The organism is Micromonospora sp. NPDC000089, from assembly GCF_042899365.1.
Lineage (GTDB): Bacteria > Actinomycetota > Actinomycetes > Mycobacteriales > Micromonosporaceae > Micromonospora.
Genome location: NZ_JBIAZT010000014.1, coordinates 37,960 through 62,078, shown reverse-complemented (window position 1 = coordinate 62,078; position 24,119 = coordinate 37,960). Strand labels below are relative to the sequence as shown.

Annotated in this window: 7 protein-coding genes; all 7 read left to right on the top strand. The window is 74.9% G+C overall.

From position 1 onward, the window contains the following. The 7 genes from ACFY3U_RS22515 to ACFY3U_RS22485 all read left to right on the top strand — a co-directional run bounded on the left by ACFY3U_RS22515 (window position 1) and on the right by ACFY3U_RS22485 (window position 23,869). Window positions 1-4,269, top strand: a complete 4,269-nt coding sequence (locus ACFY3U_RS22515; RefSeq protein WP_387204958.1) for an SDR family NAD(P)-dependent oxidoreductase — start codon at window positions 1-3, stop codon at window positions 4,267-4,269. Further along, window positions 4,266-12,530 (top strand): amino acid adenylation domain-containing protein, encoded by an 8,265-nt coding sequence (locus ACFY3U_RS22510; protein ID WP_387204955.1) that lies wholly within the window; start codon window positions 4,266-4,268, stop codon window positions 12,528-12,530. Before ACFY3U_RS22515 ends, ACFY3U_RS22510 begins: the two co-directional genes overlap by 4 nt. Beyond that, a complete protein-coding gene (locus ACFY3U_RS22505; protein ID WP_387204952.1) occupies window positions 12,523-17,583 on the top strand; it encodes an SDR family NAD(P)-dependent oxidoreductase in 5,061 nt (1,686 codons plus the stop codon). Before ACFY3U_RS22510 ends, ACFY3U_RS22505 begins: the two co-directional genes overlap by 8 nt. Next, on the top strand, window positions 17,580-20,654 hold the full coding sequence (locus ACFY3U_RS22500; protein ID WP_387204949.1) for an amino acid adenylation domain-containing protein: 3,075 nt from the start codon (window positions 17,580-17,582) through the stop codon (window positions 20,652-20,654). Before ACFY3U_RS22505 ends, ACFY3U_RS22500 begins: the two co-directional genes overlap by 4 nt. A gap of 451 nt (window positions 20,655-21,105) precedes the next feature. Beyond that, the gene (locus ACFY3U_RS22495) at window positions 21,106-21,252 is read left to right on the top strand and encodes a hypothetical protein (protein ID WP_387204946.1); all 147 of its coding nucleotides are present in this window, start codon (window positions 21,106-21,108) and stop codon (window positions 21,250-21,252) included. A gap of 1 nt (window position 21,253) precedes the next feature. Continuing rightward, window positions 21,254-22,966 carry a beta-N-acetylhexosaminidase gene (locus tag ACFY3U_RS22490; RefSeq protein ID WP_387204943.1) on the top strand — a complete coding sequence of 571 codons (1,713 nt, stop codon included), beginning with the start codon at window positions 21,254-21,256 and terminating at the stop codon, window positions 22,964-22,966. 153 nt (window positions 22,967-23,119) lie between these two features. Next, window positions 23,120-23,869 carry a GRP family sugar transporter gene (locus ACFY3U_RS22485; RefSeq protein WP_387204940.1) on the top strand — a complete coding sequence of 250 codons (750 nt, stop codon included), beginning with the start codon at window positions 23,120-23,122 and terminating at the stop codon, window positions 23,867-23,869. The last annotated feature ends 250 nt before the right edge of the window (window positions 23,870-24,119 follow it).

Sequence of the window (24,119 nt, the reverse complement as noted above, 5' to 3'; positions counted from 1 at the left end):
TTGGACAGGGACATGGACGAGGTCGACCGGATCGCGGTAGTCGGCATGGCGGGCAGGTTCCCCGGAGCGGCCAGCCCGGACGAGCTGTGGGAGTTGCTGTGTCGCGGTGACAGCGGGCTCACCCGGTTCTCCCGTGAGGAGCTGCGGGCCGAGGGCGTCCCCGCGGAATTGCTGGACAGCCCGAACTACGTGCCGGTCAAGGGCGTGCTGGACGACGTGGAGGGGTTCGACGCGACCCTGTTCGGCTACAGCGCGGCCGAGGCGGCCGTGCTGGACCCGCAGCAGCGCCTCCTGTTGGAGGTGGCGCGTACGGCGCTGGAGGACGCCGGCTGTGACCCGCGCCGGGTCGACGGCGCGGTCGGCGTCTACGCCGCCGGGATGCTCAGCAGCTACCTGATCCACAACCTGCTGCCCCGGCCCGACCTGCTGGCCCGCCATGGCCTGCCCATGCTCTACCAGGCCAACCAGCCGGACCAGTTGGCCGCCCGGGTGGCGTACAAGCTGGGCCTCACCGGCCCCGCCGTGACCGTGCAGACCGCCTGTTCCAGCTCCCTGGTGGCGGTGCACCTGGCCGCCCAGACCCTGCTCGCGGCCGAGTGCGACGTCGCGCTCGCCGGGGGCGTGTCGGTGACGGTGCCCCACCGCGTGGGCTACCTCGCCGCCGACGAGGGCATCGAGTCGCCCGACGGGCGCTGCCAGCCCTTCTCCGCCGACGCCAACGGCACCGTGTTCAGCAACGGGGTGGGCGTCGTCGTGCTCAAACGGCTGTCGGACGCCCTCGCCGACGGCGACCGGATCCACGCCGTGCTTCTCGGCTCGGCCGTCAACAACGACGGCCGCCGCAAGGTCGGCTTCACCGCGCCGAGCGTCCAGGGGCAGGCGGCGGTGCTCGCCGACGCCCTGGCCATGGCGGACGTGGCGCCGTCGTCGATCGGCTACATCGAGGCGCACGGCACCGGCACCGCCATCGGCGACCCGATCGAGGTGGCCGCGTTGAACCAGGTGTACGGCGGTGGCGACCACCGCTGCGCCCTCGGCTCGGTCAAGGCCAACCTCGGCCACCTGGACACCGCGGCCGGCGTCACCGGCCTGATCCGCACGGTGCTGTCGCTGCGGCACGGGCGGATCCCCGCGCTGCCGCACGCGGAGAAGGCGCATCCCGACCTCGGGCTGGCCGACGGTCCGTTCTTCCTGCCCGAGCAGGCCCAGGACTGGCCGGTGGCCGGCCCCCGGCGCGCGGCCGTCAGCGCCTTCGGCATCGGCGGCACCAACGCGCACGTGGTGCTGGAGGAGGCCCCGCCGACGACCCACTCCGCCGACGGCCCCGACGCCGACGGGCAGTGGCTGCCGCTGCCGCTGTCGGCGGCGACCCCGACCGCGCTGGCCACCCTGGCCGACGGGGTGCGCGCCTGCCTGCCGCACCGGCGGGCGGCCGACGTCGCGTACACCCTGCGCACCGGCCGCACCGAGCTGGAGCACCGGTCGGTGCTGGTCGGCCCGGCCACCGTCACCGGCCGCGCCGACGTCGACGGGGCGCAGGTGGCGTTCCTGCTGCCCGGCCAGGGCACCCAGTACGCCGGCATGGGTCGCAATCTCTACGACGGCGAGCCGGCGTTCCGATCCGCCGTGGACGAGTGCGTCGGGCACCTGCCCGAGCTGCGAGAGTGGCTGTGGTCGCCGGAGAAGCTGACCCGCACCGAACAGATCCAGCCGGCGGTGTTCACCGTCAGCTACGCCTTGGCGAAGCTGTGGCAGGAGCGGGGGGTCACGCCGGCCGCGCTGCTCGGCCACAGCCTGGGCGAATACACGGCGGCCTGCCTGGCCGGCGTGTTCAGCCTGGGTGACGCGCTCGCACTGGTGGCGGAGCGCGGTCGGCTGATGGCCGGGCTCGCCCCCGGCGCCATGATCGCCGTCGCCGTGCCGGAGAGCCGCGCGGCCGAGGTGGCCGCCGCGCACGGACTGGACATGGCGGCGGTCAACGGCCCGGCGTCGTGCGTGCTCTCCGGCCCGCCGGAGGCGGCGGCCGCGGCGAGCGGGGAGCTGACCGCGCAGGGCGAGGGCGTGGTGGCGCTCGCGGTCGACCGGGCGTTCCACAGCCGGGCGATGGACGACGTGGCGGCCCCGCTGGCCGAGCGGCTGGGCGCGATGACGCTGCGCGCCCCGAGCGTGCCGGTGCTGTCCAACCTCACCGGCACCTGGCTCACCGCCGAGGAGGCCACCGACCCGGGCTACTGGGTGCGGCAGATGCGCCAGCCGGTGCGGTTCGCCGAATGCCTGCGCGCGCTGGCGGAGTCGGGCGGGCGCACGGTGCTGGTGGAGACGGGACCGGGCGGGACGCTGACCCGGTTCGCCGAGGCGGCCGGGCTGCCCGAGCTGCGCTGGGCGCCGCCGCCGCTGTCGGCGCGCGGCGAGCAGCCCGAGCGGGTCGCGGCGCGGCTGGCGTTCGGCGGCCTCTGGGCGCACGGCGCGGTCGTCGACTGGGCACGCGTCGGCGGTGCCGGTCGGATCACCGACCTGCCGACGTACCCGTACGAGCACCGCCGCTACTGGGTGGAGCCCGGCGCCCCCGCCGCGTCGACGGCCACGGCGGTCGCCGGTGGCGCCACCCTGGCCGGGTTCGGCTGGCAGCCGGTGTCGCCACCGGTGGACGCGCTGCCCGGCAACCGGGCGACGTGGCTGGTCCTCGCCGACCCCGACGGGCGTACCGACACGCTGGTCGACCTGCTCAACCGCTCCGGTCAGATCGTGACCTGCGCGTTGCCCGGCGACGGGTACCGTCGCGTGCGGCGCGGGGTGTACGAGCTGGACCCGTCCGACCCGGCCCAGTACGAACAACTGCTCACCGACCTGCGGGCGCTGGTGCGCACCCCGACGGTGGTGCTGCACGGCTGGAGCCTGTCGAGCCCGGAGCAGGACCGGGGCTACTTCAGCCTGGTCCGTCTGGTGCGGGCGATGACCGCGCAGAGCGTCTTGCACCGGGTGCGAATCGGCGTGCTCACCAGGGGCGCGTTCGCGCTCAACGGCGTGGAGCGGGCGGTGCCCGAGGCCACCATGCTCTCCGGCCCGGTGCTGGTGCTGCCGACCGAGTACGACAACCTCTCCTGCGTCCAGCTCGACCTGCCCGCCGCCGGTGCGGAACCCGAGCTGGTGCTGCGCGCCATGGCGGTGGACGGGCCCGTCCTGGCGCTGCGGGCCGGGCGGGTGTGGGCCCGCCGGCCGGAGGTGCGGGCGCCCCGCCCCGCGCCGAGCCCGGTGCGTCCCGGCGGTGTGTACGTCGTCACCGGCGGCCTCGGGGGCATCGGCCGCGTCCTCGCCGCCGCCCTGGCGAAGGCCGGCGCCGGCACCCTCGTCCTCATCGGCCGGCGGCCGGGGGAGTGCGACATTCCCGGTGCCACCGTCGTGGTCGAGCAGGCCGACGTCACGGACGCCGCGGCGCTCGCCGCGGCGTTCGCCCGGGTACGGGAGCGGTACGGGCGGATCGACGGCGTCGTGCATGCCGCCGGTGTGCCCGGCGGCGGCGCGGTCGAGCGGCGCGACGACGCGCAGATGCGGGCCGTCCTCGCGCCGAAGGTCGACGGCACCCGCAACGTGCTGGCGGCGCTGCGCCCGGACGAGGCCGACTTCGTGGTGCTCTGCTCGTCGTTGGCGGCCGTCGTGCCCACGTACGGCCAGTGCGACTACGCGGCGGCCAACGCGTACCTCGACGGGGTCGCGCAGGCCGGCGGCGACCGGTTGGTGCTGTCGCTGAACTGGGACATGTGGGCGGAGGCCGGCATGGCCCACGACGCCGACCTGCCCGCGGACCTGCGGGAGTTGCAGCGGCATCTGCTCGTGGACGCCCTGACCACCGAGCAGGCGACGCGGGCGTTCACCGAGTGCCTTGCCGACGGCGCGCGGCAGGCCCTGGTGGTCCGCTCCGGCTCGGCGGGCCCGGACGGACTGACTCTGCCCGGCACGGGTGGGTTCAGCGCTCCGACCGTCCGCCACCCCCGACCCGACCTCGCCACCGCCTACGTCGCTCCGGGCGACGAGCTGGAGGAGCAGTTGGCGGAGGTGTGGCAGGCCCTGCTGGGCCTCGACCGGGTCGGCGTGAACGACGACTTCGTCCAGCTCGGCGGGCACTCGCTGATGGCGGCGCAGCTCATCGCGCAACTGCGCAACCGGTTCGGGGTGGAGGTGCCGGTCCGGGTGCTCTTCGAGGGCGGCACGGTCGCCGACCTCGCCGCCCGGATCGAAGACCTGATCGTCGCTGACTTGGAGCGTTCATGAGCGAGCCCATGTCCCCCGGCGAGCGTCGGCAGGAACGCCTCCGACGCCTCACCCCCGAGCAGCGGGCGGAGTTCCAGCGGCGGATCGGCGGCGGGGCCGGCGTGGCGCCGCCCGCGCCCCGGGTGCCCCGCCGCGACCCGGACGCGCCGGTGCCGCTCTCCTTCGGGCAGGAGCGACTGTGGTTCGTCGAGCAGCTCCAGCCCGGCACCGCCAGCTACAACGAGTACGTCGGCCTCTGGTTGACCGGCGAGCTGGACGTGCCCGCCCTGGAGCGGGCGCTGGACGGCATCGTGGCCCGGCACGAGGCGCTGCGCACCGTGATCGCGGAGGGACCTGTCCAACGGGTCCTTCCCGCCGGTCCGTTCCGGCTGGCCGTGGCGCGGGCCGCCGACCGGGCGGCGGCGCTCGCGCTCGCCGAGGCCGAGGCCGCCCGGCCGATGGACCTGGCCTCCGGGCCACTGTTCCGGGCCCTGCTGGTACGCGTCGACGAGCAGCGCTCCCTGCTGGTGGTCAGCAACCACCACATGGTCGGCGACGCCTGGTCCCGGGCGGTGCTCCTCGGTGAGCTGGCCGCCGGCTACCGGGCGGCCCGGGACGGCAGCCCGCAACCACCGCCCCCGCCCGTGCAGTACGCCGACTGGGCGGCCTGGCACCGCGCCCGGCTGACCGACGACGCGTGCGCGGAGGACCTGTCGTACTGGCGGGAGCGGCTGGCGGGTGCCCCGCCGGTGCTGGACCTGGCGACCGACCGACCCCGCCCCGCCACGCCGTCGTATCGGGGCGGCCGGGTGCACTTCACGCTGGACGCCGACCTGACCGCGCGGCTGGAGCGGCTGGCCCGCTCGGCCGGCGTGACCCCGTTCGTGGTGCTGCTGACCGCCTGGAACGCGGTGCTGCACCGCTGGTCCGGGCAGCCGGACGTGGTGGTCGGCAGCCCGGTGGCGGGGCGTGCCCTGCCGGAACTGGAGCCGCTGGTCGGGCTCTTCGTCAACAGCCTGGTGCTGCGCAGCGATGTCTCCGGCGACCCCACCTTCGCCGAGCTGCTGGGCCGGGCCCGCGAGGTGGTGCTCGGCGCGCTGGCGCACGACGGGCTGCCCTTCGAGCGGCTGGTGCGCGAGCTGCGGCCGGAGCGCCACCTCAACCAGGCGCCCCTGTTCCAGGTGCTGTTCGGGATGCGGAACGTGCCGATGGGCGAGCTGAGCCTGCCCGGCGTGGCCGTGGAGGTGGCGGAGCTGGACAACGGGCTCTGCCGGTACGACCTCGCCGTGGACCTGGCCGTGGACGGCGACCGGGTCACGGGGGTGTGCGAGTACAGCCGGGACCTCTTCGACGAGGCGACCGTCGAGGCGATGGTGGGGATGTTCGCCACCGTGCTCGACCGGGCGCTCACCGACCCGCAGCAGCGGCTCGGCCTGCTGGTGGCGTTGCCCGACGAGGCGCGGGCGGAGCTGGACGCCGGCAACGACACGAGCGTGCCGCTGGATCCCGAGGACGGCGCGCTGCCCGGCTTCGCCCGTCAGGTCGCGGCGAAGCCGGACGCCGTCGCGCTGACCGGCACGGGATGGACGCTGACCTACCGGCAGCTCGACGAGCGGGTCGCGGAGCTGGCCGGCCGGCTGCGGGTGGCGGGCGTCGTGCCCGGTGACCGGGTCGGCCTGTGCCTGCGGCGTACCCCGGACCTGGTGGCGGCGATGCTCGCCGCGCACCGGGTCGGTGCCGCATACCTGCCGTTGGACCCGTCCTATCCGCAGGCCCGGCTGCAACTCGTCGCCGCCGACGCCGGGGCGAAGCTGGTGCTGGTCCACCGGCACACCCGCGACGCGGCCCCGGCCGGCAGCCCGCTGCTGCACATCGACGCCGCCGCCGACCCGGCGGCGCGGCCGGTGCCCGCCCCGGCCGTCGCCCCGGACCCGGCTCTGCCGGCCTACGTCATCTACACCTCCGGGTCGACGGGCATCCCCAAGGGCGTCGTCGTCACCCAGGGCAACCTGACGAATTTCTTGGTGGCGATGGACCGGGAGCTGGCCGGTACCGAGCCGGTCACCTGGCTCGCGCTGACCAGCGTGTCGTTCGACATCTCCGTGCTGGAGCTGCTCTGGACGCTCAGCCGGGGACACCGGGTGGTGCTGACCTCCGACGTGCCCGCCCAGCGGTCGGCGCCGACGTTCAGCCTGTTCTACTTCGCCAGCGCCGCGACCGAACCCGGCGACCAGCAGTACCGGCTGCTCCGGGAGGGCGCGCGCTTCGCCGACGAGCACGGCTTCGAGGCGGTGTGGCTGCCCGAGCGGCACTTCCACTCCTTCGGCGGCCCGTTCCCGGCCCCGTCGGTGCTGGCCGCGGCGCTGGCGGTCAGCACCACCCGGGTCGGCCTCCGCGCCGGCAGCGTCGTCCTGCCGCTGCACCACCCCGTGCGCGTCGCCGAGGAGTGGTCGGTGGTGGACAACCTGTCCGGCGGGCGGGTGGGCGTCTCCTTCGCCACCGGCTGGCACGTCGACGACTTCGTCCTGGCCAAGGACGCCTACACCGAGCGGCAGGACGTCACCGTGCGTGCCTTGGACGAGGTCCGCAGGCTCTGGCGGGGCGAGCGCGTCGCCTTCGCCGGCCCGGGGGACCGCGAGGTGCCCGTCGCCGTCCTGCCCCGCCCGGTCCAGCCCGAACTGCCCGTCTGGTTCACTTCCTCGGGCAACCCGCAGACCTTCCGTACGGCGGGCCGCCTCGGCGCGCGGTTGCTCACCCATCTGCTCGGCCAGTCCGTGCCGGAGCTGGGCGAGAAGATCGCGCTGTACCGGGCGGCCTGGCGGGAGGCCGGGCATCCGGGTGACGGACACGTCACACTGATGGTGCACACGTTCGTCGGCACCGACGCGGAGGCGGTGCGGGCGGCCGCGTGGCAGCCGTTCCGCGACTACCTGCGCTCCTCCCTCGGCCTGATCGAGAACCTCGCCCGGGGGCTGGGGCTGGACATCCGCTCGGCGGACTTCACCGAGGACGACGCCGAGGCGCTGCTGGACCACGCCTGCGCCCGGTACTTCGGCGGGGACGCGCTGCTGGGCACCGTCGAACAGTGCCGTTCCCTGGTGGAGCGGCTGGCCGCGGTCGGGGTGGACGAGGTGGCCTGCCTGATCGACTTCGGGGTGGACCCCGACGCGGTGCTGGCCAGCCTGCCCGCCCTGGACGAGCTGCGCCGTACCGCCGGCGCTGTCGCCGCCAACGAGCTGCCGCTGACCGACCTCGTCGCCGCACACGGGGTGACCCACCTCCAGTGCACGCCGTCGCAGGCGCGGATGCTGCTCGCCGAGCCCGGCGCGGCGCACCTGGCCCGGCTGCGGGAACTGCTGCTCGGCGGGGAGGCCCTCGACCTGGCGCTGGTGCGGCAGGTGCGGGAGGTCACCGGCGCGCGTCTCCGCAACATGTACGGCCCGACGGAGACCACCGTCTGGTCGACCTGCGAGGTGGTCGGCGACGACGTCGTCACCATCGGCCGGCCGCTGGCCAACACCGTGGCGTACGTGCTGGACGAGCGCGGTGCTCGGGTGCCGGTGGGCGTTGCGGGGGAACTCCATCTCGGCGGCGCCGGGGTGGCCGCCGGATACCTGGACCGGCCCGCGCTGACGGCGGAGCGGTTCCTGCCCGACCCGTGGCGCGACGGCGGGCGGATGTACCGCACCGGCGACCTGGCCCGGTTCCGCCGCGACGGCCGGCTGGAGTTCCTGGGCCGGCGGGACCACCAGGTCAAGCTGCGCGGCTTCCGGGTGGAGCTGGGCGAGGTGGAGGTGGCGCTGGCCGGGGTGCCCGGGGTGGCTTACAGCGCCGCGGCGGTGTCCGGCTCCACCCTAGTCGGCTACGTGGTGCCCGAACCCGGTCGTGTCGTGACCGCCGACGCGGTCCGCGAACGCCTCGCCGGCGCCCTGCCGCCGTACCTGGTGCCCACCCGGGTGCTGCTGGTGGACCGGTTGCCCACCACTGCCAATGGCAAACTGGACCGGGCCGCGTTGCCCGCGCTCGGCGGTGACCGGCCCGATCTGGGCCGGCCCTACGTCGCGCCGAGCACCGACACCGAGCGGCGGATCGCCGCGGTCTGGCAGGAGCTGCTGGAGCTGGACCGGGTCGGCGTCACCGACGACTTCTTCCAGCTCGGCGGCCACTCCCTCCTGGCCACCCAACTGGTCACCCGGCTCCGCCGGGACTTCGCGGTGGACCTGCCGTTGCGGATGCTCTTCGAGCGACCCACCGTGGCGGACCTGGCCCGCGCGGTGTCGGCGGGTGACGGCACCGACGAGTCCGCCCCGGTGGCGGCACTGGTGGCCGACCCTGCCCACCGGTACGAGCCGTTCCCCCTCACCGACGTGCAGCGGGCGTACTGGATCGGCCGCGGCGGCCAGCTCGACGGCGGGGACGTCTCCTGCCACCTGTACGTGGAGCTGGAGGTCCCCGACGTGGACCTGGACCGGCTCACGGCCGCGTGGCGGGGCCTCATCGACCGGCACGACATGCTGCGCGCGGTCGTGGAGGCCGACGGGCGGCAGCACGTCCTGGCTACGGTGCCGGAGTACGTCATCGGCGTCACCGACCTGGTCGGCGTGCCCGCCGAGGAGCGGGAGGCGGTGCTGGCCCGGTTGCGGGACCGCATGTCCCACCAGGTGTTGCCCGCCGACGTGTGGCCGCTGTTCGAGCTGCGCGCCACCCGGCTGAAGCCCACCCGCACCCGGCTGCACCTGAGCATCGACACGCTGATCGCCGACGGCGGCAGCGTGCAGATCCTGCTGCGCGAGCTGCTGACCGGCTACCAGGGGACCTTCACGGCGAAGCCGATGGAGCTGTCCTTCCGCGACTACGTGCTCAACGAGCAGTCCCTGCGCCATGCTCCCCGCCACGAGGCTGACCAGGCGTACTGGCGGGGTCGGCTGGACGAGCTGCCGGCCGCGCCGGAGCTGCCGGTGCGGCCACGGCCCGACATCCCCACCCGCTTCGTGCGGCGGGAGGCGTGGCTGGACGCCGGCCGGTGGTCGGCGTTGCAGGCCCGCGCCGCGCAGCGTCGGGTCACCCCGTCGGCGTTGCTGCTCACCGCGTACGCCCAGGTGCTGGGCACCTGGGCGGAGCAGGACCGGTTCACCCTCAACCTGACCCTGTTCAACCGCAACGGGGACCACCCGGACCTGCCGTCGCTGGTGGGGGACTTCACCGCGCTCAGCCTGCTGGCGGTCGACGCCGCCACCACTGGCGCGTTCGCGCATCGGGCCGAGCGGGTGCAGCGCCAGCTCTGGGACGATCTGGACCACCGCACCCTGAGCGGCGTGCAGGTCGTGCGGGAGCTGGGTCAGCGGCGTGGGATGGCCGCCGCGCGGATGCCCGTGGTCTTCACCAGCGAGTTGGGCGCGGGCGCGTCCGACCAACGGGCGCTGCTGGCCGGGCTGGGGGCCGAGGTCGTCTACACGATCACTCAGACCCCGCAGGTGTGGCTCGACCACCAGGTCGGCGAGGACGCCGGCGCGCTGCGGCTGACCTGGGACTCCATCGACGCGATCTTCCCCGACGGGATGGTCGACGCGATGTTCGCCGCGTACACCGACCTGCTGCGGCGGCTGGCGGACGACGGCGACGCCTGGTCCGAGCCCCGCCCGGTGACCACCCCGGCGGCGGACCTGGCGGTGCTCGCCGCCACGAACGACACGGCCGCGCCGGTCCCGCAGGGCCTGCTGCACGAGCCGTTCGCCGCCCAGGCGCGGCAGCGGCCGGACGCGACGGCGGTGGTCTCGGCGACCGGCACGGTGACCTACGGCGAGCTGGACCGGGCCGCCGACGCGGTCGGGGCCACGCTCCAGGGCCGTGGCATCGTCCCTGGTGACGTCGTCGGCGTGCTCCTGGGCCGGGGTTGGGAGCAGGTCGCGGCCGTGCTCGGCGTCCTGCGCGCCGGGGCGGCGTACCTGCCGCTGGACGACGGCCTGCCGACGGCCCGCGTCGCGCACGTGCTGCGCCACGCCGGGGCCCGCGCGGTCCTGGTGACCGAGGCCTCCGAGCGCGCCGACGGGATGCCGGCCGACGTGCCGGCGATCCGCTTCGCACCGGACCCGGCGACGACGCCCGCCCCGGTGCCGGGCGACCCCGACGCGCTGGCGTACGTCATCTACACCTCCGGCTCGACCGGGGAGCCCAAGGGCGTGATGATCAGCCACCGGGGCGCCCGCAACACCATCGACCACCTCAACGACCGGTTCGCGGTCGGCCCGCACGACCGGGTGTTCGGCATCTCCGGGCTCGGTTTCGACCTCTCCGTCTACGACGTGTTCGGCACCCTGGCGGCCGGCGGCACGGTGGTGCTGCCGGCCGGCGACGCCACCCGCGACCCGGCCCGCTGGCGGGACCTGATCCAGCGGCACGGGGTGACGGTGTGGAATTCGGTGCCGGCGCTGATGGAGATGCTCCTGGCGTACACCGGTGACGCGGTTGACCCCGCGCTGGCGTCGCTGCGGCTGATCTGGCTCAGCGGCGACTGGATCCCGGTGGGGATGCCGGACGCGATCCGGAGCTGCTGCCCGGGGGCGACGGTGGTGAGCATGGGCGGCGCGACCGAGGCGTCCATCTGGTCGGTGGCCTATCCCGTCGGCCGGGTCGACCCGGGCTGGCCGAGCATCCCGTACGGCCGGCCCCTGCCCAACCAGAGCCTGCACGTGCTGGACGAGCAGCTACGGCCGCGACCGCTGTGGGTGCCGGGCGACCTCTACATCGGCGGCGTCGGCGTCGCGCTGGGCTACCGGCGGGCGCCGGAGCTGACGGAGGCCGCCTACCTGACGCACCCGGACACCGGCGAACGGCTCTACCGCACCGGCGACCGGGCCCGGTTCCTCGGCGACGGCGTCGTGGAGTTCCTCGGCCGGCGCGACTCGCAGGTGAAGGTCCGCGGCATGCGGATCGAGCTGGGCGAGATCGAAGCCACGCTGGTACGGCAGGGCGGCGTGCGGGAGGCCTCGGTCGTCGTGCACGGGCAGGGCAGCGCCCAGCAGTTGGTCGCGTTCGTGGTGGCCGACCGGCCGAGCGCCCCGGCCGCGCCGGTCGCGCCGCCGGATCCCCGACGGCTGGCGGAGCTGGACGAGCGGCTCCGCCGCCCAGCGGTCCGCCGCGACCTGGCCGAGAACCGGCGGGTACCGCTGCCCGCCCCCGGCGACGCCGGGACGCTGAGCGGCCAGGTGCGACGCTGGCGCAGCGCGAACACGTTCACCCCCGGCCGACTCACCGTCGGCACGGTCGGTGACCTTCTCGCCGTGTTGGGCCAGCAGCTCGTCGACGGCCTGCCGAGGGCTGCCTACGCCTCGGCCGGCGGCCGGTTCCCGGTGCAGGTCTACCTGTCCGTCCACGGCGAGGGCGTCGAAGGGCTGGCCGGCGGCCTCTATTACCACGATCCGTCGGCACACACCCTGACCCAGCTCACCGACGCCACACTGGAGGCGGCGCTGTACGACGCCGGCAACCAGCCGCTGTTCGCCTCGTCCAGTTTCGCGCTCTTCCTGGTGTCGAAGCCGTCGGCCCTCGGCGCCGGCTACGCGGCGTACGCCGACCGGTTCTGCCTGCTGGAGGCGGGGTCCATGGCGCAACTGCTGCGCCAACGGGCCCCGGAGGTCGGCGCGGCACTGTGCGGCATCGGCGACGTGCACTTCCCGCCGCTGCGCGAGGCGCTGGCGCTGGAGCCCGACCAGGCACTGCTCTACAGCCTGCTCGGGGGCGTCGACCCCGCCGGGGTCGCGGGGCTGGCGGGGAGCCTGCGGGCCGCGCTGGCCGAGCGGCTGCCGGAGTACATGGTCCCTCGGCGCATCCACCTCGTCGACGCGCTGCCGCTCAGCGCCAACGGCAAGGTCGACCGGCAGGCCCTGGCCGCCCGCGCCGACACCGGGGCCGGGGCGCAGCCCGCCGCCCCGGCCGCCGTGGCCGTGACCGCCGCCTCCACCGGCGACACGCTGTCCCGGCTCACCCGGATCTGGCAGGAGCTGTTGGAGACCGAGACGGTCGACCCGACGCGCAACTTCTTCGAGCTCGGGGCGAACTCCCTCCACCTCGTCCACGCCCAGCGCCGCATCGGCGAGGAGTTCGGGCGGGAGGTCAGCGTGGTGCAGTTGTTCGACCGTCCCACGCTGGCCGACCTGGCCGCGCTGCTCGACGGCGGACCCGCCGCCGACGGGGCCGACCCGCGGGCCCTGCCGCAGCAGCGCCGCGACCACCGGGCGCGACGGCGGGCCGCCCGCCGTGCGGAAGGAGCAGATGATGTCTGACGTCGACGACGCCGTGGCCGTGGTCGGGCTGGCCTGCCGGTTCCCGGGGGCCGCCGACGCGGGCCAGTTCTGGCGCAACCTGCTCGCCGGCGTCGAGAGCGTCTCGCTGGCCGACCGGCCCGCCGAGGAACCCGCCGATGCGGGGCTGGTGCGGGCCGGCGGGGTGCTCGACGACGCCGACCTGTTCGACGCCGGGTACTTCAACGTCCCGCCGCGCGAGGCCGACGTCATGGACCCGCAGCACCGGATCTTCCTGGAGTGCGCGGTGACCGCGCTGGAGGACGCCGGGTACCCGGCGCGGGGCGGCGGTGCCGTCGGCGTCTACGCGAGCTGCGGCTTCAACTCCTACCTGACCCACCGGCTGCTGCCGATGGCGGACCAACTCGGTGACCTGTCGGGCGTGCAGTGGCTGGCGAACAGCGAGAAGGACTACCTGGCCACCCGGGTGTCCTACAAGCTGGGCTTCACCGGGCCCAGCATGAACGTGCAGTCCGCCTGCTCGTCGGCGCTGGTCGCGGCTCACCTGGCCAGCGAGGCCCTGCTGGCGGGGGAGTGCGACGCCGCGCTGGTCGGCGCCGTGTCGGTGGGGCTCGACGTCGCGCGCGGTTACCGCTACACGGAGGGTGGCATCCTGTCGCCCGACGGGCGGTGTCGCCCGTTCGACGTGGACGCCGCCGGCACGGTCTTCGGTAGCGGCGTCGGCGTCGTGGTGCTCAAGCGGCTCGCCGACGCGATCGAGGCGGGCGACCACGTCCGCGCGGTGATCCTGGGCACCGCCGTCAACAACGACGGCAGCCGCAAGGTCGGGTTCACCGCCCCCAGCGGGGAGGGACAGGCCCGGGTGGTCGCCGCCGCGCAGGCGGTCGCCGGGGTCGACCCGAACGAGGTGTCCTACGTGGAGGCTCACGGCACGGGAACCACGCTGGGCGACCAGATCGAGGTGGCGGCCCTGCGCCGGGTCTTCGGCGACAGCTCCGGCTGCGCGCTGGGTTCGGTGAAGTCGAATGTCGGGCACCTGGACACCTGCGCCGGCATGGCCGGCCTCATCAAGACCGTGCTGTGCGTGCAGCACGGCACGCTGGTGCCCACGGTGAACGTGCGCCGGCCGCGCGCTGACCTGGGGCCGTTCGAGGTGGTCACCGAGGTGCGCCCGTGGCCCGGCCCGCGCGTCGCCGGGGTCAGCTCCTTCGGCATCGGCGGCACCAACGCCCACCTGGTGCTGCGCCAGGCCCCGCCGGTCGTGACCGCCCCGTCCACCGGCTGGCACCTGCTCCCGGTCTCCGCCCGCACCGAGACCGGCCTGCGGGACATGTGCGGCGATCTCGCCGAGGCCCTGCCGGGCCAGGCTTCCCTCGCCGACGCCGCGTACACGTTGCAGGTGGGGCGGGAGCCGGGCGAGTGCCGACGGGCGGTCGTGGCCGGCAGCACCGGCCAGGCCGCCGACCTGCTGCGCGCGGCGGCGCAACCGGTCCCGACCACCGGCGGCGGGATCATCTTCTGCTTTCCCGGGCAAGGGTCGGGGCACCCGGGGATGGCCGCGTCGGCGTACCGGTCCGAGCCCGTGTTCCAGGCCGAGCTGGACGCCGCCCTGGAGTGGACGCGTCCGTGGACGGACCCGACGCCGCTGCGGACCGTGCTGCTCGACCCGGCGGCGGACCCGGCGCTGCTGGCTCGCACCGATCTCGCCCAGCCGGCGCTCTTCGCCCTGGAGTACGCGCTGGCCCGCTGGTGGATGGCGACGGGCGTCACCCCCGCCGGCCTCGTCGGCCACAGCGTCGGCGAGTATGTCGCCGCTGCCCTGGCCGGTGCGCTCGCCCCGGCCGACGCGGCCCGGCTGGTGGTCCGCCGGGGTCAGCTCATGGCGCAGCTCCCGCCGGGCGGGATGCTGGCGGTGCCGCTACCCGAGGAGGAACTGCGGCCCCTGCTCGCCCCGTCCGTCGCCGTCGCCGCCGTCAACGCGCCCGACCGGTGCGTGGTCGGCGGGCCCACGCAGGCGCTGGCGGAGCTGCGCGACCTGCTCGCCGCCCGGGGGGTGGCCGCCCGGCCACTGGACACCCGACACGCGTTCCACACCCGGGACACGGAGCCGGTCCTGGCGGCGTTCCGCGCCGAGGCCGAGCGGGTGCCCACGGCCGCCCCCACGATCACCGTCGTCTCCACCGTGACCGGCGAGTCGCTGACCGATGCCGGCCCCGAGCACTGGGTACGGGGAATCCGCGAGCCCGTGCGGTTCGCCGACGCGGCGGCGCTGGCCCTGCGCCGGTGGACCGGCCCGGTGCTGGAGATCGGCGCGGGACGGGCGCTCACCGGCTTCGTCCGTCGGCTGCCCGAGTCGTCCGGGCGGCTGCTGGTGTCCGGCCTGACCGGTCCGGGCGACGGCGAGGCCGAGCCACCGAGCTGGTTGACCGGGCTGGCCGACCTGTGGGCCGGCGGGCTGACCGTGAGGTGGGCGGCGGTGGGCCGGCGCGCGGGCCGACGCCGGGTGCCCCTGCCGACGTACCGCTTCGCCCGCGAGCGCCACTGGCTGACTCCCGCCGGCGGCCGGCCCCCGGCTCCCGGCGGCCGGCCCGCCCCCGGCGCCGACCTGCTCGCGCCGACCTGGTGGCGTTCGCCGGCCGCCGAGCGGCCGGCCGTGGCCCCGGCCGGGCCGGTCCTCGTCGTCGCCGACCACGGTGGCCTGGCCGTCGCGTTCGCCGACCGGCTGCGGGCAGCCGGCGCGACCGTGTACCCGGTCGCGCCCGGTGAGTCGTACCCGCAGGCGCTCGACGGGCTGGAACGCCCGGCGTTGGTGCTGCACGCCCGGGCCGTGGACGGCGGCACTCACGAGGCCGTCGCCGACCCGGTCGACCTCGTCCGGGCCCTGGTCGACAGGTGGCCCGACGCGCCGCTGCGGCTGATCTTCGTCACCGCGTGCGCCCAGCCCGTGGGGGCGGAGCGACCCCGCCACCCGGTCGGCGCGGCGGTCCTCGGCCCGGTGCGGGTCGCGCCGCTGGAGTACCCGCACCTGACGGCCCGCTGCGTCGACGTGGACCCGGCCGACCCGGCGGTCGCCGACGGGCTCCTCGCGGAGGCGCTCGCCGACGCCGACGAGCCCTTGGTCGTGCTGCGCGCGGGCGCCCGCTGGCTGCCGGGTCACGAGCCGGCCCGGTTGCCGGCCACCGACGGCGGGCTGCGCCCCGGCGGCACCTACCTCGTCACCGGCGGGCTGGGCGGCCTCGGCCGCGCCGTCGCCGAGTCCTTCGCCGCGCGCGGGGCGGGCACCCTGGTGCTGCTCACCCGGAACGCCGGGCCACACCGCGACACGGCCTGGACACGCACGCTGCCGGCCACCGTGGACGTGGTGCAGGTCGACGTGGCCGACCCGGACGCGCTGGCCGAGGCGCTCGACGGCGTACGCCGCCGGCACGGCGACGTCCACGGCGTGGTCCACGCCGCGGGCGTGCCGGGCGGCGGGGTGCTGGCGCTGCGCCGGCCGGACGAGATCGCCACCGTGCTCGCCCCGAAGGTCGACGGGACTGTCCACCTGCACCGGCTGGTGGCGCCGATGCGACCGGACTTCTTCGTGCTGTTCTCCTCGGTGCTGGCCTTGGTCGGCGCCCCCGGGCAGGTCGACTACGTCGCCGCGAACGCGTTCCTCGACGCGTTCGCCCACGCCCACCCCGGCGTCACCTCCATCGGCTGGGACCGCTGGTCGCAGGTCGGCATGGCCGTGGGCGCACCGCTGGCGCACCCGCTGCTGTCGACCCGGCGCGACGACGGCGCCGCTCGGCTGCTCGGCGTCCGGCGTGACGGTGCGATGGCCTGGCTCGCCGACGAGCACCGGGTCGCCGGGGCGCCGGTGCTGCCGGCGGTGGCCCTGCTGGAACTGGCCGCCGAGGCGTACCGGCTGGACTCCGGCCCCGGGCCGGTCGAGCTGCGGGACGCGGCCTTCCTCAGCCCCGCCGTCGGCCCGGTGTCGGTGCGCCGCGCCGGCGACGGCTGGCAGATCGTCACGCCCGACGGGCGGGTCCGGGCCGCCGGCACCGTTTCGGCGGCGATCGACGGGCCCGGGCCGGCGCTGGACCTCGACGCGGTGGCCGCCCGCTGCGCGGCGGTCGACGTGCCGCACGCCCCGTCCGGCACGGTGACCTGGGGCCCGCGCTGGGACTGCGTCCAGGCCGCGTGGCGGGGCGCCGACGAAGGGCTGGTCCAGCTACGGCTGGCCGACCGGTACCGGGCCGACCTCGATGCGCACCCGCTGCACCCGGCGCTGCTCGACGTGGCGCTCGGGGCGGCGGCCGTCCACGCGGGCGGGGACCGGGTGCCCGTCGCCTGCCGCCGCCTCGTCCAGTACGCCGACCTGCCCGGTGAGCTGTTCGCGCACTTCACCCGCGTCGCGCCGGACGTGTTCGACGTGGTCGTCGCCGACCCCACCGGCGCGCCCGTGGTGGTGGCCACGGGCTTCGCGGTGCGGCCGATGGTCGCGGGCGGCACGCCGGAGGAGCCGCCGGTGGCGGAGGAGGGCATCGACACCGAGGCGGGCCTCGCCGTCCTGCACCGGGTCCTTGCCCACCCGTACCTGCCGCACGTGGTCTGCTCGCCCCGGGCCACCCCGCCCTCCGTACGGCGACAGCGGCCCGCCGCCACGCACGAGCGGCCCGAACTGGAGCGCCCCTACACCGCGCCCCGCGACGATCTCGAAAGGCAGCTCGCCCAGCTCTGGGCCGACCTGCTCGGGGTACGACGGGTGGGCGTGCACGACTCGATCTACGAACTCGGCGGCGACTCGCTGCTGATCGTGCAGCTCGCCGCCGAGGCCCGGAAGGCGGGGCTGGAACTCGCCCCCAGCGACGTCTTCGCCGGCCCCACCGTCGCCGAGCTGGCGCAGCGGCTGCGGCAGACCGGCGGCGCGACCCCGGTCGGCGACGCCGCCGGACAGGCCACGGCCCCGGACGAGGTCCCAGGTGCCGACGAGGCGATCGTCGCCGCGCCGTTCTCCGCCGCCGAGCTGGACGACGCCCAGCTCGCCTACCTGACCACGATGTTCGCAACCGGCGAGGAGTCGCAGCGATGAGCAGCAAGATCCAGGATGCGTTCCCCCTGTCGCCGACGCAAGAGGGCATGCTCTTCCACAGCGTCAGCGCCGGTGGCGAGGGCCTTTACGTGGAGCTCACCACGTTCCGGGTCCGGGGCGAGCTGGACCTGGCGGCGTTCGAGCGGGCCTGGCAGGAGCTGGCCCACCGGCACGCGGCCCTGCGCAGCGGGTTCGCCTGGGAACGGATCGCCGCGCCACACCAGGTGGTGCTCGAGTCCGCCGAGCTGCCGGTCGAGGTGGTGGACCTGCGGGACGCCGGTCCGCAGGAGCGCGCCGACGCCGTGGCGGCACACACCGATCGACTGCGCACCTACCGGTTCGACCTCACCCGACCGCCGCTGATGCGGGTGGCGGTGCTGCGGCTGCCCGACGAGCACCTGGTCGTCTGGAGCTACCACCACCTGCTGCTGGACGGCTGGTCGGCGTCGCTGCTCCTGGCCGAGCTGGTGCAGGCCGTCGGCGGGCGGGAACTGCCGGCGGTGCCCCCGACCGCCCCGGCCCGCCGCTACGTCACGTGGCTGCGCGGCCTCGACCCCGCGCCCGCGTCGGCGTTCTGGGCCGAGTACCTCGCCGGGTACGCCGAGCCGGCCGCGCTCACCCTGCCGGAGGTCCGGCCCGGGGCCCGGCCCTCGGGCGAGTTCCGTGCGGTCGGATTCACCCTGCCGGCCGAGCAGGTGGGCGCACTGCGGGCGGCGGCATCGGCGGCCCGCACCACGGTCGGTTGCCTCGTCGAGGCCGCCTGGGGTCTCACCCTGGCCCGCTACAGCGGCCGGGACGACGTGGTGTTCGGGGTGACCGCCTCAGCGCGTCCGGTCGACTTCCCCGACGCGTACCGCTTGGTCGGGACATTCATCAACACGATCCCCGTGCGGCTGCGCACCGAAGCGACCCTCGCCGAGTTCGCCGCGGGCCGACAGCGGGCGCTGGACCACGTGCACACGCCCCTGACCGACATCCGTCGACACAGCGGGTTCAGCGGCAGCGTCGCGCTCTTCGACACCGTCGTGGTGTTCGAGAACTATCCGGACGACACCGCCGCCCTGCTGCGCGACGGGACCGTCCGGGTCGACGACGTCCGGTACGAGACCCGGACCAACTATCAGGTGACCCTGGTCGTGCGGGTCGACACGACGCTGACCGTGCAGGCGATCGTCGACGACCGGCAGTTCGCCGAGGGGGAGCCGGAGGCCCTGCTCGCCTTCTTCCGGCTGGTCCTCGACCGGCTCCGCGCGGGCGGCACGAGCGCGCTCAGCGAGCTGACGGCCCTGCCCGGGCAGGAGCAGGACCGGCTCGTGCGGGAGTGGAACGACACCGACGACCCGGGCGCGGTGGCGGTGCTCCTGCCCGGCCTGCTGGCGGCCACGCTGAGCGAGCGGCCCGAGCACCCAGCCGTGTCCGACGACGAGACGACCTTGACCTACCGGGAGCTCGAGGAGCGGGCGACCGCGCTGGCCCACCGGCTTGTTCGGTCCGGGGTACGCCCCGGCGACCGGGTCGGCGTCTGCCACCACCGGTCCGCGGAGCTGGTGGTGACGCTGCTGGGCATCGCCAAGGCCGGTGCGGCGTTCGTGCCGCTGGACCCGGCGTACCCCGCCGAGCGGCTCGGCTACGTCGCGAACCACGCGGAGCTGCGGCTGGTCGTCGCCGACGAGGGCGCCGCCGCCGTGGCGGAGCAGCTCGGCGTCCCGCTGCTGTCGCCCGGCCCGGCGGAGCCGGTCGCGCTCCCGCCGGTGGCCGCCGCCGACCTCGCGTACGTGATCTACACCTCCGGCAGCACCGGCGTCCCGAAGGGAGTCGCGGTGAGCCACGGCGCGCTGGCCAACCTGGTCTCCAGCCTGGCCACGCGCTGGCCCGGCCTGACCCCGGCGGACCGGTTCCTGGCGCTGACCACGCTGTCGTTCGACACCTCCCTGGCCGAGCTGCTGGTGCCGCTCCTCGCCGGCGCGACCGTGCTGATCGGCGGCACCCGGGTCGGGATGGACGGCCGGGAGCTGGACCGCTACGTCGCCGCGCACAAGGTGACCGCCCTCCAGGCGACCCCGTCGCGCTTCCGGGTGCTCATCGACAGCGGCTGGCAGGGCTCGCCGCGCATCCGGTTGTACAGCTGCGGTGAGGCGTTCCCCGCCGACCTGGTCACGCCGTTGACGGCGCGCGGCGAGTCCGTGTGGAACATGTACGGCCCGACGGAGACGACCGTCTACTCCAGCGTGAGCCGGATCGACCCGGACACCACCCGGGTACGGGTCGGGCGGCCGATCGCGAACACCCGCCTCTACGTGCTCGACCAGCACCAGCAGCCGGTGCCGGTGGGAGTCGTCGGCGAGCTGTACATCGGCGGCGTCGGGGTGGCGGAGGGATACTGGCGCAATCCCGAGCTGACGGCGCAGCGCTTCCTTCCCGACCCCTTCGTCGCGGACGGGCGGGTGTACCGAACGGGCGATCTGGCCCGGATCTGGGCGGACGGCGAGCTGGAGATCCTGGGCCGTTCCGACCGCCAGATCAAGCTGCGCGGCTACCGGATCGAGCCCGGCGAGATCGAGCAGGTGCTGCTGCGCCACGACGACGTGCACGCCGCGGCGGTCACCGTTCACGAGGCCCGGCAGCTCGCCGCGTACGTGACCGCGCCCGCCGGTGTCACGGTCGACGCCGAGGATCTGGGTCGGCACCTGCGCCGGTTCCTGCCGGGCTACATGGTCCCGGACGCGCTGGTCGTGCTGGACGAGATGCCACTGACCCCCAGCGGGAAGACCGACGTGCTCGCTCTGCCCGCGCCGCAGGCCGCCCCGGAGGCGACCGGCGCGGCGGGGGACGACGACTACGAGGCAGTGCTGCTGCGGCACTGCCGCGCGGTGCTGGGCGTGGCCGAGGTGAACCCGGAGGCGGACTTCTTCGACATCGGCGGCGACTCGCTGCGCGGCCTGCGGCTGGTCGCCCGCGTCCAGGAGGAGCTGGGTATCACGATCGACCCGGAGTCGCTGTTCGACTTCCCAACGGTGCGCAGCCTCGCTCAGGAGCTGGCCCGGCAGCGCCGGGAGGCCGCCGGCGAGTGACCGCGTCGTCGGCCGGGCCTGTCGCAGACGGGGTTCAGCGGTGGAGGGTTTCGGCGAGATGATTTCCGATCCATGCCACAACTGTCGGTAACGGTCTACTGGTGTGCCGGCGCTCCGGGCGGCCCTGTTCGGTCGGGGGGCTATGACGCGGGCCTGCGGTGCGGGGTCAACCCTTCCGAGTTGTCCGCGGCGATCGTCGGTCGGAGGGGACCTGCCCAGCCAACGACGCCGCGAAGCGGCCGGCAGCGGGGCGGTCAGTTCGCCGCCGGCCACCCGGTGGCGGTGACTGCCCGCAACCAGGTGTCACGACCCGCTGCTACGCCGCCCGCCAGGATGCTCGCCGACGTCGTCCTGGACAACGCCGCACCCCCCCGGCGACACCCTCCTCGCCGCAGGCGAGGGCACGCAGGTCTGCGCGATCTCGTCGGTCACCTCCGCGATCCTCGTCCAGATGGTGGTCGCGGAGATCGTCCGGCGGTACGTCGACGCCGGCGACCCCCCGCCGGTCTACCGCTCCGCCAACGTCCCCGGCGGCCACGAGCACAACCTCGTCCTCGAAGCCCGCTACGCCGGGCGGATCCGCCGCGGAGGTTTCTGACATGCGAACCGCACACGAGCGACTCGCCGCCCTCGTGCCGGCGCCCCGCCGGACGACCCCGCTCGGCGGGACCGTGCGATTGGGCGACTCCGTTCGCGCGGCCGTTCTCACCCCCGCCGAGGATCTGACCGCCGTCACCGCGGCGCTGCGGCTGCTGCCGTTCGAGGTGCGCGCTGCCGGTGGCGCCGAATCCGGCGCTCGCCTGGTCTGCGTCATCGACGCCGACACCGGTGGTGACCCCGGGTCCTACCGATTGGCGGCCGAAGGCGAGCACGTGCGGTTCGAGGCCGCCGGGGTCGCCGGGATCGTCAACGCCGTACACACACTCCGGCAGCTGCTACCGGTCGACGGCTATCGCAGCACCCCACCTCCCGGCATGGCGTGGGAGATCGCCGCGTGCGAGATCAACGACACCCCGGCGTACGGCTGGCGAGGTGCCCTCATCGATGTGGCCCGGCACTTCCTACCCAAACACGAGCTGCTCCGGCACATCGATGTGCTCGCCGCACACAAAATCAACATCATCCAATTGCACCTGACCGATGATCAGGGCTGGCGTGTGGAAAGCAAGGCGTTCCCGCGTCTGCACAAGGTCGGGTCATGGCGCACCCAGACGCAGATCAGTCACTTCGACGACGAGGACGTCTTCGACGGCACCCCCCACGGCGGCTACTACACCCAGGACGACCTGCGAGAGATCGTGCGGTTCGCAGGGCAGCGCGGGGTCACCGTCGTGCCGGAGATCGAACTGCCCGGCCACTGCGGGGCCCTGCTCGCCGCGTACCCGCAGCTCGGCTCGCCAGCGACGGGCGCCCGCGAGGTGCTGACCAACTTCGGAGTCAACGACGCCCTGCTGCACCCAGGCCGGGACACCCTCGACTTCCTCGAGCGCCTGCTCGGCGAGACCATGGACCTCTTCGACTCCCCGTGGCTACACATCGGCGCCGACGAGTCCATCCTGGATGCCTGGGCCAGAGACCCGGACGTCCTGGCCGAGGCGGCCAGGCGCGGCCTGTCCGGCCCACGGCAGGTCTTCGCCGCGTTCGTCGCCGACGTCGAGCAGATTGTCACCGCCCGGGGCCACCGGCTCGTCACCTGGGACGACGGGTTCGCCACCTCAGACGCGTCGAGCGCAGCCGGGGCGAACCAGGTGGTGATGGCCTGGAGAGGCGAAGAAGTCGCCCGACGCGCCGCCAGCGCGGGCCACGACGTCGTCCTCGCGCCGGTGATCCCGACCTACTTCGACTACGCCCAGGCCGACGACCCCAACGAGCCGCTGGCCATCGGCGGCCCTGTCACTCTCGCCGACGTCCAGACCTGGCAGCCGGTGACGGCGGCCTGGAGCGACAGCGAACGAGCAGGGGTGGCCGGCGTGCAGTGCCAGCTGTGGACCGAGTTCATCCGCGAACCCCGCCAGGTCGACTACATGATGTACCCGCGCACATGTTCCTTCGCCGACGTCGCCTGGACAGGCGGTGGCCAGGACCGCACCGCCCGTCTCGACGCGTTGGCCGCCCATCTGCGACGGTTGGACGCCGCAGGCGTCGAATACCGCCCCCTCGACGGACCGAGGCCGTGGCAGGCGGGCGGGACCGGTCGGCGCGCCCACCGACGTAGCGAACCCGTGACCGCTGTCGTGGAATACCTGAACGCTGCGGCCGCTGCCGGCGAGACCGCGTACGGCGGACCCCGTCCCACCGGGCCCGTGGGATGAGCCGGCTGCCCGCGCCGGTGCTGGCCACCGCTACTCGGCCGGCCCGCTGATGGTGGCGCTCAACGGCCAGACGTTCGCCTGCCTGAGACACTGGCGCTCGCCGGTTTCAACGCGGTGTCGGGAACCGCGGCCCGCCGCTCATCCCCAAGCGTCGTGACGCTCACCCAGGCTCCCGTGTCGCTGGGCCTGGTAGCCATCGCGGTGCTGATCGCGTCCGGCGGCAGGCCCAGCCTGTCCTGGGCCTCGGCCGGGGTCGGACTGCTCGCCGGGATCGTCGGCGGCGCCGCCCTCCCGGTGTCCATGCGGGCGATGACGGCCGGCCGGGTGAGTGTCGTCGTACCCCTGACGACCTGCGTCACCACGCTGACCGTTGCACTGGGCAGCCTCACCCTCGGTGACGTACCCCGCCCGCAGGCCTGGGTAGGTGGCGTGCTGTGCGTCGTGGCCGTTGCGCTGCTGGCCCGCGACAGCGACCACCGCGGCCGCAGCAAGATCCACGTTCAGGCAGTGGTGCCGGCTGTGGTGGCCGGGCTCGGATTCGGCGCATTCGTCTTCCTGATGGCGCAGGTGCCATCGCGGCAGGGCCTGGGAGCGCTGGTGCTCGCGCGGTCGGGAGTGCTCATCGTCGCGATCCTCTGGTGGCTGGCCCTGCGTCGACCCGCCGGAGGCGACCGCCTCTCCTTCCGTCTCAGCCTGCTCTCCGGCGTACTGGACGGGGGCTCGAACCTGCTGCTGCTCGCCGCGCTCGCCCGGACTGACGTCACGACCGCGGCAGTCATCTCATCCGCGACACCCGCGGTGACGGCGATCCTCGCCGCCGTGCTGCTAGGTGAGCACGTCGGCCGCCGGCATCGGGTCGCCATCGCCCTGGCCGTAGCCGGTGCGGCACTCGCCGCCGCATGACTGCTCGTTGCGCTGGAGGCATGGGCGAGCCGAAGGCGAGACGGGTGCACTGAACGGCGTTGAACAGCGTGCAACGGCCCTGAACGGCATCCGAGCGCACCCACTCCGACCTGCGATTTCGCATTTCCGCACGTCGGATTCCGTACCCACCGGAGGAACACTTCTCCCCACTGCTGGACAAGTCCCACGCGTCCCGGAGTCGTGGCTGCGCCGGCGCGCCGGCCGCCGCCAGATCCCCCGCACCCTCCTC